This is a genomic window from Okeania sp. KiyG1, from assembly GCF_014132355.1.
In the GTDB taxonomy this organism is placed as follows: Bacteria; Cyanobacteriota; Cyanobacteriia; order Cyanobacteriales; family Microcoleaceae; genus Okeania.
In genome coordinates, this window is record NZ_BLZO01000033.1 from 117,933 (window position 1) to 135,471 (window position 17,539).

16 protein-coding genes are annotated in these 17,539 nt (G+C 35.0%); 2 read left to right on the forward strand and 14 right to left on the reverse strand.

From position 1 onward, the window contains the following. The first annotated feature begins 558 nt into the window (after window positions 1–558). Window positions 559–2,004 carry a cyclic nucleotide-binding domain-containing protein gene (locus SAGCYANO_RS05455; RefSeq protein ID WP_202219137.1) on the forward strand — a complete coding sequence of 482 codons (1,446 nt, stop codon included), beginning with the start codon at window positions 559–561 and terminating at the stop codon, window positions 2,002–2,004. Window positions 2,005–2,950: 946 nt separating this feature from the next. Here the strand turns inward: SAGCYANO_RS05455 and SAGCYANO_RS05460 are convergent. The 13 genes from SAGCYANO_RS05460 to SAGCYANO_RS05520 form a co-directional block, all read right to left on the reverse strand. Further along, window positions 2,951–4,099, reverse strand: a complete 1,149-nt coding sequence (locus tag SAGCYANO_RS05460; protein WP_202219138.1) for a histidinol-phosphate transaminase — start codon at window positions 4,097–4,099, stop codon at window positions 2,951–2,953. Window positions 4,100–5,199: 1,100 nt separating this feature from the next. Further along, window positions 5,200–5,418, reverse strand: coding sequence for a hypothetical protein (locus SAGCYANO_RS05465; protein WP_202219139.1), 219 nt, complete (start codon window positions 5,416–5,418; stop codon window positions 5,200–5,202). 1,705 nt (window positions 5,419–7,123) lie between these two features. Further along, complete coding sequence (gene larE / locus SAGCYANO_RS05470; RefSeq protein ID WP_202219162.1) at window positions 7,124–7,951, reverse strand: ATP-dependent sacrificial sulfur transferase LarE; 828 nt, start codon at window positions 7,949–7,951, stop codon at window positions 7,124–7,126. A 2,683-nt stretch (window positions 7,952–10,634) separates the two neighbouring features. Then, window positions 10,635–10,793: a hypothetical protein gene (locus SAGCYANO_RS05475; protein WP_202219140.1), complete on the reverse strand. Its 159-nt coding sequence runs from the start codon at window positions 10,791–10,793 to the stop codon at window positions 10,635–10,637. 2 nt (window positions 10,794–10,795) lie between these two features. Continuing rightward, the gene (locus tag SAGCYANO_RS05480) at window positions 10,796–10,954 is read right to left on the reverse strand and encodes a hypothetical protein (protein WP_202219141.1); all 159 of its coding nucleotides are present in this window, start codon (window positions 10,952–10,954) and stop codon (window positions 10,796–10,798) included. A 2-nt stretch (window positions 10,955–10,956) separates the two neighbouring features. Further along, complete coding sequence (locus SAGCYANO_RS05485; protein WP_202219141.1) at window positions 10,957–11,115, reverse strand: hypothetical protein; 159 nt, start codon at window positions 11,113–11,115, stop codon at window positions 10,957–10,959. Window positions 11,116–11,117: 2 nt separating this feature from the next. Then, on the reverse strand, window positions 11,118–11,276 hold the full coding sequence (locus SAGCYANO_RS05490; protein ID WP_202219141.1) for a hypothetical protein: 159 nt from the start codon (window positions 11,274–11,276) through the stop codon (window positions 11,118–11,120). A 2-nt stretch (window positions 11,277–11,278) separates the two neighbouring features. Then, entirely contained in the window at window positions 11,279–11,437 is a 159-nt protein-coding gene (locus SAGCYANO_RS05495) for a hypothetical protein (RefSeq protein WP_202219142.1), read from the reverse strand. Window positions 11,438–11,439: 2 nt separating this feature from the next. Then, the gene (locus SAGCYANO_RS05500; protein ID WP_202219143.1) at window positions 11,440–11,598 is read right to left on the reverse strand and encodes a hypothetical protein; all 159 of its coding nucleotides are present in this window, start codon (window positions 11,596–11,598) and stop codon (window positions 11,440–11,442) included. Between the two features lie 2 nt (window positions 11,599–11,600). Beyond that, window positions 11,601–11,759, reverse strand: a complete 159-nt coding sequence (locus SAGCYANO_RS05505) for a hypothetical protein (RefSeq protein ID WP_202219143.1) — start codon at window positions 11,757–11,759, stop codon at window positions 11,601–11,603. A 262-nt stretch (window positions 11,760–12,021) separates the two neighbouring features. Next, complete coding sequence (locus SAGCYANO_RS05510; RefSeq protein ID WP_202219144.1) at window positions 12,022–12,795, reverse strand: ABC transporter permease; 774 nt, start codon at window positions 12,793–12,795, stop codon at window positions 12,022–12,024. 384 nt (window positions 12,796–13,179) lie between these two features. Further along, entirely contained in the window at window positions 13,180–14,220 is a 1,041-nt protein-coding gene (locus SAGCYANO_RS05515; RefSeq protein WP_202219145.1) for a DUF5357 family protein, read from the reverse strand. Beyond that, window positions 14,217–14,411 carry a hypothetical protein gene (locus tag SAGCYANO_RS05520; RefSeq protein WP_202219146.1) on the reverse strand — a complete coding sequence of 65 codons (195 nt, stop codon included), beginning with the start codon at window positions 14,409–14,411 and terminating at the stop codon, window positions 14,217–14,219. The genes SAGCYANO_RS05515 and SAGCYANO_RS05520 overlap by 4 nt, the downstream gene beginning before the upstream one ends. Before the next feature lie 745 nt (window positions 14,412–15,156). Here SAGCYANO_RS05520 and SAGCYANO_RS05525 point away from each other — a divergent pair. Next, window positions 15,157–16,290 carry a cob(I)yrinic acid a,c-diamide adenosyltransferase gene (locus tag SAGCYANO_RS05525; RefSeq protein WP_202219163.1) on the forward strand — a complete coding sequence of 378 codons (1,134 nt, stop codon included), beginning with the start codon at window positions 15,157–15,159 and terminating at the stop codon, window positions 16,288–16,290. A gap of 766 nt (window positions 16,291–17,056) precedes the next feature. Here SAGCYANO_RS05525 and SAGCYANO_RS05535 read toward each other — a convergent pair. Continuing rightward, window positions 17,057–17,482 carry a hypothetical protein gene (locus SAGCYANO_RS05535; RefSeq protein ID WP_202219148.1) on the reverse strand — a complete coding sequence of 142 codons (426 nt, stop codon included), beginning with the start codon at window positions 17,480–17,482 and terminating at the stop codon, window positions 17,057–17,059. Between the last annotated feature and the right edge of the window lie 57 nt (window positions 17,483–17,539).

Consider the following 17,539-nt stretch of genomic DNA (forward strand, 5'->3'; position numbering starts at 1 on the left):
GGGAAGAAGGAAGAAGGAAAAATCTTGATTTTGCTTTCCCTTTCTTGATTTTGCTTCTAAGACTAATTACTTTATTTCATTAATATAAAAAATTTTATGTTATGCCAACTTGAAAAAAGAATACTATACTTAAGTAACACTTCAATTATTAAGTAATTAACATATACTGAATAAACTTTTGGTAATTATTAACCAGTTATTGTTAACTATTCTTATTTTTACTGATATATAGCAATCAGGAATCAGATGTGAGAATTGAGGTGTTTTTTAAAGCATAGAATATAGCAGTTTTTTGATTCTTATGTATTCGTTTCTTCCCTATTCCCTCCATACCTATTCCCTCCATACCTATTCCCTAGAACAAAAGTATCCAATATCTCACAACTCAAATCATATTGCTATAGCAACGAACAAGTTGCTTAGGACTTATGCTGATGATGAACCTCAGACAGGGAAATGTTTTTCCCCTGTTCCCTGTTCCGGTGTTCCCTGTTCCCTGCTATAACTGATAACTGATAACTGTTAACTGATAACTGAAATGACTCCCCCACTCCCCTTATGCTCCGAAAAGTACAAAATTTATTATTACAACTAGCTGAAATTTTTACAACTCCTCTGCTTTTTGTCGGGGATACTTATATATCTTTAACTTTACTTTTAAAATTATGTTTATATTTAATTACAGTTTTTATATTCGGTAGAATCTTCAAAAATTTACTCAAAAAAGTATTTTTAGTAAAACTAGGTATAGATGAAGCTAATAGAGAGGCAATATCTACAATATTTAGCTATGGAATGAGTACCCTGGGTGTGATAGTTATTCTACAAACACAAGGTTTTAATGTCTCTTCATTAGCAGTTTTAGCCGGGGGTTTAGGTGTAGGTATTGGTTTAGGATTTCAGAATATTACCAAAAACTTTATTAGTGGTTTGAATGTACTGATAGAAAGACCGATAAAAATAGGAGATTTTATTGAATTAGATAATGATTTAGGTTTTGTGGAAGAAATTGGTTTGCGTTCAACTAGAATTAGAACATTACAGGGTAGTCACATAATTATTCCTAACGGGATTTTAATAGAAGGAAAAATACATAACTTAAGCTACGATAGTTCTAAAGGTAGGATTGAACTTGATATTTTTGTATCTGATGATAGTGACCCAGTGTTAGTTACAGAAACGGTACTAATGTCAGCTTATATGGAACCTGTAGTATTACGAGAACCACCTCCAAAAGTTTTGTTTCTGGGGTTTGAAGATAACGCTTTTAAGTTTCAATTATGGGTATGGGTAAAGGAAATTTATAATCAACCAGTTTATATGAGTTCTTTACGGTTTATTATCTACAATAATTTACATCAACAGGGTATTTTAATTCCTTGGGAGCATATTAATATATACCTAAAGAATCCACAAGAATCACAACATTTAGAATCATCTCAAAATACTGTTCTTCATGGAGTAAAAAACCATCCGTCTATATCTAGTAAACCTCTATCAGCTAGAGATTTATTATTACAAGTTACTTATTTTGAAAACTTTACTGATGTTGAGTTACGAAAATTGATAGAAGTAGGGTATAGAAAACGTATTAGAACATCAAGTATTTTATTCCATGAAGGAGACCCTGGTGATACTTTTTATATTATCCTTTCAGGTTCAGTAGAAGTCTTTGTTGAAAAAATTAATAAGCATCTAACTACTCTAAAAGCTGGCAATTTTTTTGGAGAATTAGCTTTAATGTTAGGTACTCCTCGTACTGCTTCTGTCCGGGCGCTTGAAGATACAATTTTATTTGCTATTCACAAAAAAGGCTTTGAAAAAATATTACATGAAAATCCAGAATTAGCTGAGGTAATTGTGCAAGAGTTGGGTAAACATCAAGAAGAATTATCTGAACGTCAAAATGAACTTAGAAGATTGGGATTAGTTGACGCAGAAGAAGATGATAAAAATCCTGTAGTTTGGGTCAGAAATCGTCTGAAAAATTTGTTTAATTTATAATTATAGTAAGCATTCAGCCGTCAGCTATCAGTTATACCAATTTGATAAATGTTTGTTACAAATGGTAGAAGGAAGGAAGAGGGAAGAAGGAAGAAGGAGTAAATATTGAAGAAGAATAAAAAGTTACTGCTAAAGTCTCCTTCCCTAACCTTAGAAATAATTAGAGTTTGCTGATTAAATCTAAAACCACTGAGATATAAAGCTAGAGCGCATTTTTTAGTTAAAAAAAGTCCAAGCTTAATGGTCATAATGGTTCAAAAAATTAGCATTTTAGGCGGCTTTGTTGCGCAGAATAATCCCTTTATTATTCTGTAAGCATTCAGCTATTAGCTCTCAGCTAGCCTCCTCCGGAGGAACTGCGGACTTCAGCAACAAGACTCTCTCATACTAGGACAGTGTTTAAATTAATATAGACTTTAAGGGCAAGGAAGGCAACTTTTATAGTAAGACAATTAATAAAACTTTTATCCTAAACTAAAAGCAATAGCTGATAGCTGATGGCTGACGGCTGTTTGCGCAGCATTCCGGAGGAAATGCTTACATTATTCTTCCTCCTACCTCCTCTATAATTCCCATTTATCCTGTCTCTTACTCTTACCCATAAGACTTTTTCAACAAACCCTAATTATTCATTATTAATTGCTGTTAATTTAGTTCCTCCGCAGGAGGCTAGCTGACTGCTAATGGCTATTTCGCAGCATTCCGGAGGAAATGCTTACCGATAAATTGTGGTTTAAAGCTTCCCCTTTTCAGGGAAAAAAGAAAAAAATTTTCATGATTAGTCAATCCTTTTCTTTTCAAGGAGAGGTCATTTCAGTTATCAGTTATCAGTTATCAGTACCTCTGCAATAAGGAGGCTTGACCTTGGCGAATATTCTTTTTTTTTATCCCCTTAAAAGGGGAAGCTAATGCCCACAATTTTTCGGTAATTATTAATTATTAATTATTAATTATTAATTGCTGAAAAAATACCTTTAATTCTCTCAATTGTACGCTGATTTTCTTCAGGAGTTCCTACCGTAATTCTTAAACCAACACCTGTATGACGAATTAAAGTACCCTGATTTTTAAGTTGCTGCATCAAATTATTTAAACCTTCTTCCTGAGACAGATTTTCTCCTAATAAATTTAACCATTTATCCGTAAGTCTGGCATAAAAGAAATTAGCCGTACTTTCCCAAACTTGTAGAGCTGAAATTTCCCCAAAACTATCAAATAACTTAGTTCTTTCTCTCAAAATTTCCGGTATAAAAGATAGAACCTCTTGCCTGTAAGTAAGCACTAATTTAGCAGCAGCTTGAGAAAAACTTGGTAAATTGTAAGGAAGACGAACTTTTTCCAAATTAATAATAACTTCTGGATGAGCGATCGCGTATCCGACTCGGAGGGAAGCTAATCTAAAGGCTTTAGAAAATGTTCTTAAAATTACCCAATTAGGATGTTGGTTTAATTGTTCAGCTACAGTAGTCTGACTAAACTCAAAATAGGCTTCATCAATTACTACCATAATTTCTTCAGGCAAACTAAGTAACCATTCTAATTCTTGAGCAGTTAAAGCATTCGCTGTAGGAGAGTTTGGGTTAACAACAAATACTACTTTTACAGTCGGATTTTTTGTTTGATTAATAGCATCCTGAGCTGCAGAAATATCTATTTCAAAGTTTGCCTCATTTCTACCAACATTGACTATGGGAATACCAAGAGTTTTGGCAAGAATAGAATACATAGAAAAAGTAGGAGTAGCAGTTAAAATAGAACCTTCTTCTCCTAAACAAGTAGCAATTAAAATAGAACGAATTAACTCATCTGAGCCATTACCAACAGAAATATTATCGGCAGAAATATTAGCCGATGGAGTTGCTTCATTCACATATTGAGCTATAGCTTCTTTAAGTTGGAAATGACCGCCATCTGGATAACGGTTTGTTTCAATTAATTCTCGATAATTTCCAGCTAACTTTTGTTTTAAATCATCTGATAAATCATAAGGACATTCATTAGTATCCAGTCTATCTAAAGGAATTTCTGAACTGCCACCAGGATGAGGTGTATAAGCTTTAAGATTACTAAGGTCTGAACGAATAAAAGGTAACATGAATTTTTTAGAGTTATTTTTGCATCCTAATTAGGGTTTGCTGAAAAAGTCTTTTAGTAGGGGTAGGAGACAGGATTAAACAATTAATAATTAATAATTAATAATTAATAATTAATTATTACCTCGAGAGTGAAAACGGAATTGATTGACTAATCATGAAAATTTTTTCTCTCTTGGTCGATTGGATATGGTTAGGAAACCCATCCATCCCTCGACCGCTTGTTTCTCTTTAAAAGGAGAGGATTTTTACCTTAATTATTGGCTAACAATTGTCAGAATGATGTTTCTGCCCAAGTCTTGCCTAAAATACTAATTTTTTGAGCATAAAGAGCTGAAAAATTTGCACTTTTTTCGACCCCAAAAAAGTTAAAGCCTTTATATGTCAATGCTTTTAGATTTAATCAGCAAGCCCTAATTAGAGGATGTCATTTATTATAGACTTTGCCACAATTTTTGGAAATAGGAAACTGTTAAGAAAGAGTTGATTTCTATAGCAATATGATTTGAATTGTGAGATGTTGGAAACTTTTGCTTTAGGTATGGAGGGAACAGGGAATAGGGAACACAGAAGAAGAAAAAACGTATCATATGAATATAATAATTGCTATATTCTACACTTTTAAGGAACATCTCAATTCTCACAACTCATTCCTGATTGCTATATATATCAAAGATAGAAAAGAAAAAAATCCTTTTAATCAGTCCTATCCATTTTTCAGGACGAGTAATTGTTAATTCTGGAATTATTCCTTCATTAATTATCTTTATACTTTGGGTTGAATACCAATTCTCAAAAGTAATACTATGCTTAGGTAGCACTTCAGTTATTAAGTAATTAACACAAGTAGAACAATATTTTGGCTAATTTAATCCAAGTTAATCTTAATGATTCTTATGTTTACTACTTCCCCACTCCCCCACTCCCCTACTCCCCCACTCCCCTACTCCCCCACTCCCCTACTCCCCACTCCCCTACTCCTCCACTCCCCTACTCAAGAATTCAGTCCTTCCTTCTTCCTTTTGAATTCAAAGGAAATACCAGAATTGGGAGTAGTAAATATAGGAATGTCCGCAGCTTATTTGTCTAGTACTATACTTTTTCAAGAGTAATTTTCAAAGTCATTGCAAATTGCTGTTCCATCAATTGAGAAAGGATTTGCAAAACTTTCAAGTTCGGCATTTTTTTCAGATAAAACCTGATTATTTATCCTGACTTCTGCAACTTCTCCTTCTATAGCCTGGAGTTGATATTTAAACTCTTGAAATTGACCATGTTGAACTTCCAGCTTTTCTTCAATTATTGAAACCTTATTTTCCATATTATTTATCCTGACTTGTGCAACTTCTCCTTCTATATCCTGGAGTAGATATTTAAACTCTTGAAATTGACCATGTTGAACTTCCAGCTTTTCTTCAATTGTGGCATCCGCAACAGAGAGGGGGAGTTAGATATTTCCCTACTACAGACTCTAAAGTTATGCGCTTCACAAAATGAGATGACTATTGCTACATCCGCAACAGAGAGGGGGAGTTAGATATTTCCCTACTACAGACTCTAAAGTTATGTGCTTCACAAAATGATTTGACTATTGCGGCATCCGTAATAGAGAGGGGGAGTTAGATATTTCCCTACTGCACACTCTAAAGTTATGTGCTTCACAAAATGATTTGACTATTGCGGCATCCGCAACAAAGAGGGGGAGTTAAATATTTCCCTACTACAGACTCTAAAGTTATGCGCTTCACAAAATGATTTGACTATTGCTACATCCGCAACAAAGAGGGGAAGTTAAATATTTCCCTACTACAGACTCTAAAGTTATGCGCTTCACAAAATGATTTGACTATTGCGGCATCCGCAACAAAGAGGGGGAGTTAAATATTTCCCTACTACAGACTCTAAAGTTATGCGCTTCACAAAATGATTTGACTATTGCTACATCCGCAACAAAGAGGGGGAGTTAAATATTTCCCTACTACAGACTCTAAAGTTATGCGCTTCACAAAATGATTTGACTATTGCGGCATCCGCAACAAAGAGGGGGAGTTAAATATTTCCCTACTACAGACTCTAAAGTTATGCGCTTCACAAAATGATTTGACTATTGCTACATCCGCAACAGAGAGGGGGAGTTAGATATTTCCCTACTACAGACTCTAAAGTTATGCGCTTCACAAAATGAGATGACTATTGCTACATCCGCAACAGAGAGGGGGAGTTAGATATTTCCCTACTACAGACTCTAAAGTTATGCGCTTCACAAAATGAGATGACTATTGCGGCATCCGCAACAGAGAGGGGGAGTTAGATATTTCCCTACTACAGACTCTAAAGTTATGCGCTTCACAAAATGAGATGACTATTGCGGCATCCGCAACAGAGAGGGGGAGTTAGATATTTCCCTACTACAGACTCTAAAGTTATGCGCTTCACAAAATGAGATGACTATTGCGGCATCCGCAACAGAGAGGGGGAGTTAGATATTTCCCTACTACAGACTCTAAAGTTATGCGCTTCACAAAATGAGATGACTATTGCTACATCCGCAACAGAGAGGGGGAGTTAGATATTTCCCTACTACAGACTCTAAAGTTATGCGCTTCACAAAATGAGATGACTATTGCGGCATACGCAGTATAGAGGGGAAGTAGCTATTTTTCTACGACAGACCTCTAAAGTTATGCGCTTCACAAAATGAGATGACTATTGCTACATCCGCAACAGAGAGGGGGAGTTAGATATTTCCCTACTACAGACTCTAAAGTTATGAGCTTCACAAAATGAGATGACTATTGCGGCATACGCAGTATAGAGGGGAAGTAGATATTTTTCTACGACAGACCTCTAAAGTTATACGCTTCACAAAATGATTTGACTATTGCAGCATACGCAGTATAGAGGGGAAGTAGATATAGCAGTCCCCAAGGCGCTTAGGAGATAAAAAGCAAATATAGTGTTGGCGGAGCAAGTGTGGCCGCTATTCGCCTAATTATGGAAATAACTTAATTTCTAGGAAATCTACCTTAGACTTTTCCTCCCAATACCTCCGGTGACAAAACCTGATTTAATTTCCCACTCCGGTATCCTTCTAAATCTAAAGTGACATAAATAAATCCAAACTCTTTAAACTTTTCTATCAACTGAGGCAAATTTATTGTCAACACAAATTCTTTGATTTGTTCGGGTGGAAGTTCAATTCTCGCAGTATCTTTTTCCGAACGGACTCGTAAATTTTTTAATCCCAAATCTCGCAAATATCTTTCCCCGCGACCAACTCTTTGTAACTTTTCAACAGTAATTTCTTCCCCATAAGGAAAACGGGAACTTAAACAAGGTTGAGCTGGTTTATCCCACCAAGGCAAACCCAATTCTTTAGCAAGTTGTCTAACTTCAAATTTGCTAATTCCTAATTCTGCCAAAGGCGATCTAGCTCCTCTTTCTTTTGCTGCTTGAATACCAGGACGATAATCTCGTAAATCATCTGCATTTACCCCATCTACTACATAAGAATAACCCCGCTTTAAAGCCAAAGGTTTGAGAGTATCATGCAATTCACTTTTACAAAAGTAACAACGATTTATTGGATTAGAAGTATAATTAGGATTCTCCATTTCATTAGTTTCTACCTCTTCATGAGAAATACCAATTACTGCTGCTTGAATACGAGCATCTTCTAAATCTTCAGGTAATAAAGAAGGAGAAATAGCAGTTATAGCTAAAGCTTTATCTCCCAAGACATCATAAGCGACTTTTGCTACTAAAGTACTATCTATTCCGCCGGAGTAAGCAATCAAAGCCTTCTCCATTTCTGAAAATATTTTTTTCAGTTCTTTGAGTTTTTTTGTTAACATCATTTTCTCTATTTATTGATTTTTACTGTTGCTAATTTAATTCTTATTGATTATAGCAATTAAAGAAGGCAGAAGGAGGAGGGAAGAAGGAAGGAGGAAGATTGATATTCTGTGGTTTTAGATATTCCATAAGTCAAGAGTAGTAATGGTAATTGGTATAGGTGCTAGTAAAGTGCGGTGGAAATACAGCTACTATTTTTATTCAACACTCATTACTCAGTTTTTTGTATAACTTTAAAGCTTCCTCTAGTTCATTTACTTGAGAAGAACCAGATAAATTCTTTTTTCACATCATTTTCAAATCCTGGTTGCCCTAGCCAGATTTTGTGGATAAATTCTCAATTTCTTACCATTGCTGGAATTAACTATTAGCTCAAACTTTCTCAACGACAATCTCAAAGTTTCCTCTAGTTCATTTACTTAAGAAGAACCAGATAAATTCTTTTTTCACATCATTTTCAAATCCTGGTTGCCCTAGTCAGATTTTTTAGGGAAATTCTCCATTCCCTGCCATTACTGGAATTAACTATTAGCACAACTTTTCTCACCCATAACCTTAAAGCTTCATCTAGTTAATTGACTTGAGAAAAACAGATAAATTCTTTTTAAATCATTTTTAAATCCAGTTTTTCCTAGTCAGATTTTTAGGGAAATTCTCCATTCCCTGCCGTTGCTGGAATTAACTATTAGCACAACTTTTCTCACCCAGAACCTTAAAGCTTCATCTAGTTAATTGACTTGAGAAAAACAGATAAATTCTTTTTTAAATCATTTTTAAATCCAGTTTTTCCTAGTCAGATTTTTTAGGGAAATTCTCCATTCCCTGCCGTTGCTGGAATTAACTATTAGCACAACTTTTCTCACCTAGAACCTTAAAGCTTCATCTAGTTAATTGACTTGAGAAAAACCAGATAAATTCTTTTTAAATCATTTTTAAATCCAGTTTTTCCTAGTCAGATTTTTTAGGGAAATTCTCCATTCCCTGCCGTTGCTGGAATTAACTATTAGCACAACTTTTCTCACCCAGAACCTTAAAGCTTCATCTAGTTAATTGACTTGAGAAAAACAGACCAATTCTTTTCTAATACCATTTTCAAATCTAGGTTTACCTAGTAAGATTTTTTAGGGAAATTCTCCATTCCCTGCCGTTGCTGGAATTAACTATTAGCACAACTTTTCTCACCTAGAACCTTAAAGCTTCATCTAGTTAATTGACTTGAGAAAAACCAGATAAATTCTTTTTTAAATCATTTTTAAATCCAGTTTTTCCTAGTCAGATTTTTTAGGGAAATTCTCCATTCCCTGCCGTTGCTGGAATTAACTATTAGCACAACTTTTCTCACCCAGAACCTTAAAGCTTCATCTAGTTAATTGACTTGAGAAAAACAGACCAATTCTTTTCTAATACCATTTTCAAATCTAGGTTTACCTAGTAAGATTTTTTAGGGAAATTCTCCATTTCCTGCCGTTGCTGGAATTAACTATTAGCACAACTTTTCTCACCCAGAACCTTAAAGCTTCATCTAGTTAATTGACTTGAGAAAAACAGACCAATTCTTTTCTAATACCATTTTCAAATCTAGGTTTACCTAGTAAGATTTTTTAGGGAAATTCTCCATTTCCTGCCGTTGCTGGAATTAACTATTAGCACAACTTTTCTCACCTAGAACCTTAAAGCTTCATCTAGTTAATTGACTTGAGAAAAACCAGATAAATTCTTTTTTTAAATCATTTTTAAATCCAGTTTTTCCTAGTCAGATTTTTTAGGGAAATTCTCCATTCCCTGCCGTTGCTGGAATTAACTATTAGCACAACTTTTCTCACCTAGAACCTTAAAGCTTCATCTAGTTAATTGACTTGAGAAAAACCAGATAAATTCTTTTTTAAATCATTTTTAAATCCAGTTTTTCCTAGTCAGATTTTTAGGGAAATTCTCCATTCCCTGCCGTTGCTGGAATTAACTATTAGCACAACTTTTCTCACCTAGAACCTTAAAGCTTCATCTAGTTAATTGACTTGAGAAAAACCAGATAAATTCTTTTTTCACATCTTTTTCAAATCCTGGTTGTTTTAGTCAGATTTTTTAGGGAAATTCTCCATTCCCTGCCATTACTGGAATTAACTATTAACTCAACTTTTCTCACCTACAACCTTAAAGCTTACTCTAGTTAATTGACTTGAGAAAAAACAGATAAATTCTTTTTTTAATCATTTTTAAATCTCAGATTTTTTAGGGAAATTCTCCATTCCCTACCGTTGCTGGAATTAACTATTAGCACAACTTTTCTCACCCAGAACCTTAAAGCTTCATTTAGTTAATTGACTTGAGAAAAAACAGACCAATTCTTTTCTAATACCATTTTCAAATCTAGGTTTACCTAGTCAGATTTTGTGAGGAAATTCTCCATCCCCTGCCATTGCTGAAATTAATTATTAACTCAAACTTTCTCACCTACAACCTCAAAGCTTCCTCTAGTTAATTGACTTAAGAAAAACCAGATAAATTCTTTTTTCACATCTTTTTAAATCCTGGCTGTCCTAGTCATATTTTCTGGATAAATTCTCCATTCCCTACCATTACCGGAATTAACTATTAGCTCAACTTTTCTCACCTACAGCCTCAAAGCTTCCTCTAGTTAATTGACTTAAGAAAAACCAGATAAATTCTTTTTTCACATCTTTTTTAAATCCTGGCTGTCCTAGTCATATTTTCTGGATAAATTCTCCATTCCCTACCATTGCTGAAATCAACTATTAGCTCAAACTTTCTCAGTGACAACCTCAAAATTTCCTCTAGTTCATTTACTTGAGAAAAACCAGACAAATTCTTTTCTAATCTCATTTTCACATCCAGGTTAACCTAGTCAGATTTTCTGGAAAAACTATCAATTCCCTACCATTGCTGAAATCAACTATTAGCTCAAACTTTCTCAGTGACAACCTCAAAATTTCCTCTAGTTCATTTACTTGAGAAAAACCAGACAAATTCTTTTCTAATCTCATTTTCACATCCAGGTTAACCTAGTCAGATTTTCTGGAAAAACTATCAATTCCCTACCATTGCTGAAATCAACTATTAGCTCAAACTTTCTCAGTGACAACCTCAAAATTTCCTCTAGTTCATTTACTTGAGAAAAACCAGACAAATTCTTTTCTAATCTCATTTTCACATCCAGGTTAACCTAGTCAGATTTTCTGGAAAAACTATCAATTCCCTACCATTGCTGAAATCAACTATTAGCTCAAACTTTCTCAGTGACAACCTCAAAATTTCCTCTAGTTCATTTACTTGAGAAAAACCAGACAAATTCTTTTCTAATCTCATTTTCACATCCAGGTTAACCTAGTCAGATTTTCTGGAAAAACTATCAATTCCCTACCATTGCTGAAATCAACTATTAGCTCAAACTTTCTCAGTAACAACCTCAAAATTTCCTCTAGTTCATTTACTTGAGAAAAACCAGACAAATTCTTTTCTAATCTCATTTTCACATCCAGGTTAACCTAGTCAGATTTTCTGGAGAAACTATCAATTCCCTACCATTGCTGAAATCAACTATTAGCTCAAACTTTCTCAGTAACAACCTCAAAATTTCCTCTAGTTCATTTACTTGAGAAAAACCAGACAAATTCTTTTCTAATCTCATTTTCACATCCAGGTTAACCTAGTCAGATTTTCTGGAGAAACTATCAATTCCCTACCATTGCTGAAATCAACTATTAGCTCAAACTTTCTCAGTAACAACCTCAAAATTTCCTCTAGTTCATTTACTTGAGAAAAACCAGACAAATTCTTTTCTAATCTCATTTTCACATCCAGGTTAACCTAGTCAGATTTTCTGGAGAAACTATCAATTCCCTACCATTGCTGAAATCAACTATTAGCTCAAACTTTCTCAGTAACAACCTCAAAATTTCCTCTAGTTCATTGGTGGATAATTCCCTTCTAGTATGATAACGAGTTTATAACACATAGCTGATAACTGATGGCTGACTGCTGAATGCTTACACTATTAGCTCCAACTTTCTCAGCAACAACCTAAAATCTACAACCTAAAACTTGCTTCAATTCAAAACTCTCGTCTAGCAAAAATAGCGATAGTAATTGATAAAATCAACATTGTATAAAGCAAAGCATAACCAAAATTAGTAACTAAAGTAGCTATACTTGGCAGTAGACCATATACAGCATCATTTTTCAAATCTAATCTGCTTAAATCTGGCAATACTACATATAATCCCATCATCAACTTTTTAACTCCAGGATTATCACTTAACTCACCCAACTTAACCAAATCTCTACTTAAATTCCCCATTAAATAAACGCCAAATGTAAATAATGTCGCTAATAGAGAACTGGTAAATACACTAAACAAAATTGCTACAGCAGTCAGTAACGACAACTGAATAAATATAAATATTACTGCTACTAAAATACTAACTATAGGATATGAAATTCCACTTAAATTCAGAATTAATCCATATATTATTGTCATAGCCAACAATAAAACAGCCAAAACTGCTGATAAACCAATATATTTACCAATAATTAATTCCGAGCGACTCAATGGTTTAGCAATCAAAACATAAACAGTACGTTTTTCAATTTCTTTATTCACCAAAGCAGTGCCAATAAAAACAGTCACTATCAAACCTAAAACACTAATAACTGCTAACCCAAAATCTAAGATTATTTTATCCTCCGTACCTACAGATAATTCTGGGATTAATCTAATAGCAGCAATCATTAATAAAGCAAAAAAAATAATTAAATAAAGGACGCGATCGCGAATTACTTCCCAGAATACATTTCGAGAAATTGCCAGAATTCTCCCTAGATTCATAAAATGTTTCCTAATCTTCTATTTCCACTTATTTTTTATCTTTTCTTTTGCGGGTTTAATACCCCACTATAAACCTATCCCTTATCAGGAACTTCTGAAAACCTTGTGGGTAGCAGGGGAGCACGGAGTACGGGAGAAGGGAGAAAGAGTCAATTTAGCTAGGCAAAACTACTTAACTTCTCAAAAAAATCTACTCTTCAATAGATTTTTGAGGAAAGATTTCCTGAAACACTCACACATAACTTGTCTATTTTGTCAAGTTTTATGTTAAGTAAAGATGTTTATAAAGCATAGCTATTAACGGGGGTGCTTAAAATTATTTAGGGTTTGAATTCCACCCATGCAATTTTTCCTTCTGCCTTCTGCTTTCTGCCTTATTCAACTCTAAATTTTCGTCACATTTTCTGACTGGTTTTCTGGTTTAACAAGTTTCTTTTCTACAGCACCACATTCAACATTTCCAACTCTAATTGGTACTGCTTGATTTGGTAAAGTAGTACCAGCTCTTCTTCGCCCTACTCTTTCTTCAATTTTACAATTTTTACTCAGATAATAACTTTCATCTTTTGCTGTAATTCCTTCCCAAAATAATTGTAACTCTAACTGATATCCAGACTGATTAGCAACTATTGGCGTTTGTAACTTCCAGAAATTATCTTCTTTAACTTTAGATATTTCTTTAGTCGCCTCATCTTTAATCTCTTGCAGTTTCAACTTCATATTAGGTACTGATAAATCCACTCTTTGAGTTCCTAAATCATTGTTCAGTCTCTCCTCCATTAAATTCAGAATTTTTGCACCTCTATAATCATTTATTGAAGGCTTTATCACCCGATAAACAAATGCACTTTTACTTAAATCATCTTCTCCCATTGTCGGATATTGTTCTACTATTCCCTGAATCATAAAATATAATCCCAACCAACAACTAACCAAAAAATTGACCAAAACTAAAATGACAAAACTAGGCTTCGATAATACATCAACTTTTTGATTTGTCGATTCTTCTGGAGTATTCAATACTAAAATTATCGCTGCTATGCACACCGCAATTACCGGCCAAGACACTATAGCCACATACTTCAAATTGCTCTCTAATTTTTCATATAAAAGAAAGCAAAATAGCCCTGCTGTAATCCAGGGACTTAAACTGATGCCTCGAAATACAAATGGTTTCTGAGTTGTTAACCATCCGACAGCAAATGTTAAAAATAACCAGCTTAAAACAGAAATAAAATCAACTTCTACCTCCCTATTACTATCAATTTCAGCCACAGCAATTGACACCAGTAATAACATTACGCTCAACAATAAAAATGTTTGCCAATGCCAGAACTTAGGAGGAAGTAATAAATTTATTAGACTCTTTAAAATGTCAGTAAGACCTTTAAACAGATCGGTAAAACTTTTCCAAATTTCTTTCATGTTAATTCAAACCTCTGCAGAAATAAAATAAATGCTACTGCTAAATGACTGCAAATATGAGCCAGTGTAATCACCAAAAACTTTGGCGTTCTTAATTGTCCTAATGCTTGTGATAAATTCATACCAGCACCACTATCTTTAGATTTTTCATTCCATAATTTTTCACACCAATTAAAACCAATAAACTTCAAAATTAGAGAAATAAAAAACTAAGAAATATGAAAAGTATGAAGATAGGAAAAATTGTGTCAATCTTACCAAATAAAATATAAGCTACAACTTCTTTTTCCCAGATATTTGGCACAATACTTACCACATAAAAAAATAATATCCACCCTATACAGGTAGAAATTAAATTCATTACAGTTGCATACTGAACACTAACTTTTGGAATGAATTTAAGTCGGTATTGAAAAAAAAATGATTCAATGGCAATTACTAATAATAATATTAAAGAGCCAGAGACAATAGCCCTCAAGGGCAAAATAGTTAAGTTCATCGCTAATTTTTGGGGACAAAGTAAATAAAATATGATTCAGTTGGTCTGAATTTTGATATTATCTAAGTTAAGTGGATATAAATCCTACTCATTATGTTAAAAAATGTTAATTATTCCAATAGACATCTCCTCCAAAGAGGGAATAGGGAACCCACCCCTAACCCCTCCCAGGAGGGAGTAATTGATAATTTATGTACGATAATTGATTTTATTTTTATTGCTGGAGATGTCTAATATAAATTTCATTTAGTTGAGCTACATAATGATGAAAGTAATTAGTAGCCAGAAGGTAAGTTGCTTTAGAGAAATTATAATATTGTCTATTCCTCCTTCCTTATTCCCCCGTCGTGACAGTTAACTTGTAATTTTTTCCAATACGCAATTACTATCAAAAAATAATTACAAACTTTATAGATAAATACTTACTTATGAGACCTATGAGAAGAAACGGAATTGGGATACGCACCGCACAGGCCATGTCAGAAAGAATTGTGGGACAAATTCATGTTTACGATGGCTCCAGCAAAGGTAAATCTCAAGCAGCATTAGGAGTAGTTTTACGTTCCATAGGTTTAGGAATACATTCTGACTCTCCAACTAGAGTATTGCTACTGAGATTTCTCAAAGGACCTGACCGCTCTTATGATGAAGATGCTGCCATAGAAGCTTTACAGAAAGCCTTTCCTCATCTGATAGACCAAGTACGCACTGGTAGAAGTGAATATTTTGGCCAGAATGAAATTATTACATTTGACCGTCAAGAAGCCCAACGAGGTTGGGATGTGGCCAAAGGAGCGATCGCTTCTGACTTATATTCAGTTGTGGTCTTGGACGAACTAAATCCAGTTTTGGACTTAGGTCTATTACCAGTGGATGAGGTCATTCACACTATAAAGGATAAACCAGAACAGTTAGAAATTATTGCAACAGGTCGTGCAGCTCCTCCAGCATTGTTGGACATTGCCGACTTGCATTCAGAAATGAAACCCCATCAACATCCAACTGCTCAAGCTCATGGTATTAGTGGGATTGAAATTTATACTGGTGCTGGCAAGGGTAAGTCTACCAGCGCTTTGGGTAAAGCATTACAGGCCATAGGTAGGGGTATTAGTCAAGACCAATCTCATCGAGTCCTAATTATACAATGGCTCAAAGGAGGTATTGGTTATACAGAAGATGCAGCGATCGCCGCTTTACGTCAAAGCTATCCAAATTTAGTGGATCATCAACGTTGTGGTGGAGATGCTATTGTGTGGCGAGGACAACAAAAAGAAATAGATTTTGTGGAAGCAGAAAGAGGTTGGGAAATAGCTAGGGCGGCTATAGCTTCTGGTTTATATAAGACTATTATTTTAGATGAACTTAATCCTACTGTAGATTTAGAATTATTAGAAGTAGAGCCAATAGTTGATGCTTTATTACGCAAACCAAAAGATACGGAGGTAATTATTACTGGTCGTTGTCTTAATCCACCAGCATATTTTGATTTGGCTAGCGTTCATTCAGAGGTTTTCTGTCATAAACATTATGCTAATCATGGGGTGGAATTAAAACGTGGAGTTGATTTTTAAAAAGCGGTCAGCAGTCAGCAGTCAGCAGTCAGCAGTCAGCAGTAAACGTTTAGAAGGGGAATGTTACCCCTCCGCGCACCTTCCGGTTTATAGAAACTGGGGATATTTTACCCAAGTAGGAGCAAATGGCTATTCGCCCCTACAAACTGATAGTTGTTTGCAGAGCATTCTGGTAGGGAAATGCGCTCAAGCTAATAGCTAGTTAGGGTTTGCTGATTAAATCTAAAAGCATTGACATAATAAAGACAAGTGCCTTTTTGGGTCTGTAATACCTTGGTTTTCAGCTCTTCACGCCCAAAAAGGAGCGTATTTTAGGCGCATAGTTGGACAGAAAAATCTTGGGAAAATTCTTACTCCTACCTCCTCTACATTCCCATTTCTCCTATCTCCCCCTCCTGGGAGCAGGGCTAATTCTTTGTCGTAGCGAGAATATTTACAACCCTATATTTTTTTGAGTTCCTGTGCTTTCCACAGTCCCTAAACTTCCCACACTTCTCACTCTCCCCACACCCTCCTCTTTCCACACTCCCCACACGAACCACACGAACCAACTTCCCACCCTCCCCACACCCTCCTCTTTTTTTCTCTGGTGACAATAAATAGACCCTGCTTCCTGGGAGGGGAGGGGCGAGGGTGGGTTGTCTCCTGTCTCCTACCCCAGCAAAAGACTTTATTCAGCACACCCTAGTTAAAGAATATAAAGAACTTCCAGCTTTAAGTAACTGGAAGTCCTACAAAAAATTATTTGCGTCCGATGACAATAAAATTATTTGACGAGAGAAATTTCTTTTTCAGCTTGCTCAGATACAACTTCATTATCTTCAACTAAGTCTAGCTCGCCACCTGGTGCTTCAGGATGCTGCTGAACAACTGTTTCTTCTGCTGGTACTTCCATAAATTCATTCCCAGCATCAACATCAGCTTCTGCTTTACGAGCAATATAACGACTAGCAGAAAAAGCACCTAATCCCATTAAACCTACTGCACCAGCAGCAATACCAGCAATAGCAAAGTCAGACTTACCGGAAAAATTTTTGCTTAACCAAGAGTTTAGCGAAACTAATGATGCTTTCGACATCGAATCTTGACCCTTGTTGCTGAAAATACAAGCTTCTGCGGTATTAGAGAAAAGTACACCACCAGCGATCGCTACAGTAGACAAGACACTGGCCATAATATGATGTTTTTTCATTGTTTTTCAGTAAAGTAGCTTTTGATAAAGGGATCTTAACAGCACTTTCTAAAAGTA

What these genes read in the sequence shown, in the direction of transcription:
- SAGCYANO_RS05455 (WP_202219137.1), top strand. Translation starts at nt 559, where the DNA reads ATGCTCCGAAAAGTACAAAATTTATTATTACAACTAGCTGAAATTTTT.
- SAGCYANO_RS05460 (WP_202219138.1), bottom strand. Translation starts at nt 4,099, where the DNA reads ATGTTACCTTTTATTCGTTCAGACCTTAGTAATCTTAAAGCTTATACA.
- SAGCYANO_RS05465 (WP_202219139.1), bottom strand. Translation starts at nt 5,418, where the DNA reads ATGGAAAATAAGGTTTCAATAATTGAAGAAAAGCTGGAAGTTCAACAT.
- larE (WP_202219162.1), bottom strand. Translation starts at nt 7,951, where the DNA reads ATGTTAACAAAAAAACTCAAAGAACTGAAAAAAATATTTTCAGAAATG.
- SAGCYANO_RS05475 (WP_202219140.1), bottom strand. Translation starts at nt 10,793, where the DNA reads ATGAGATTAGAAAAGAATTTGTCTGGTTTTTCTCAAGTAAATGAACTA.
- SAGCYANO_RS05480 (WP_202219141.1), bottom strand. Translation starts at nt 10,954, where the DNA reads ATGAGATTAGAAAAGAATTTGTCTGGTTTTTCTCAAGTAAATGAACTA.
- SAGCYANO_RS05485 (WP_202219141.1), bottom strand. Translation starts at nt 11,115, where the DNA reads ATGAGATTAGAAAAGAATTTGTCTGGTTTTTCTCAAGTAAATGAACTA.
- SAGCYANO_RS05490 (WP_202219141.1), bottom strand. Translation starts at nt 11,276, where the DNA reads ATGAGATTAGAAAAGAATTTGTCTGGTTTTTCTCAAGTAAATGAACTA.
- SAGCYANO_RS05495 (WP_202219142.1), bottom strand. Translation starts at nt 11,437, where the DNA reads ATGAGATTAGAAAAGAATTTGTCTGGTTTTTCTCAAGTAAATGAACTA.
- SAGCYANO_RS05500 (WP_202219143.1), bottom strand. Translation starts at nt 11,598, where the DNA reads ATGAGATTAGAAAAGAATTTGTCTGGTTTTTCTCAAGTAAATGAACTA.
- SAGCYANO_RS05505 (WP_202219143.1), bottom strand. Translation starts at nt 11,759, where the DNA reads ATGAGATTAGAAAAGAATTTGTCTGGTTTTTCTCAAGTAAATGAACTA.
- SAGCYANO_RS05510 (WP_202219144.1), bottom strand. Translation starts at nt 12,795, where the DNA reads ATGAATCTAGGGAGAATTCTGGCAATTTCTCGAAATGTATTCTGGGAA.
- SAGCYANO_RS05515 (WP_202219145.1), bottom strand. Translation starts at nt 14,220, where the DNA reads ATGAAAGAAATTTGGAAAAGTTTTACCGATCTGTTTAAAGGTCTTACT.
- SAGCYANO_RS05525 (WP_202219163.1), top strand. Translation starts at nt 15,157, where the DNA reads ATGAGAAGAAACGGAATTGGGATACGCACCGCACAGGCCATGTCAGAA.
- SAGCYANO_RS05535 (WP_202219148.1), bottom strand. Translation starts at nt 17,482, where the DNA reads ATGAAAAAACATCATATTATGGCCAGTGTCTTGTCTACTGTAGCGATC.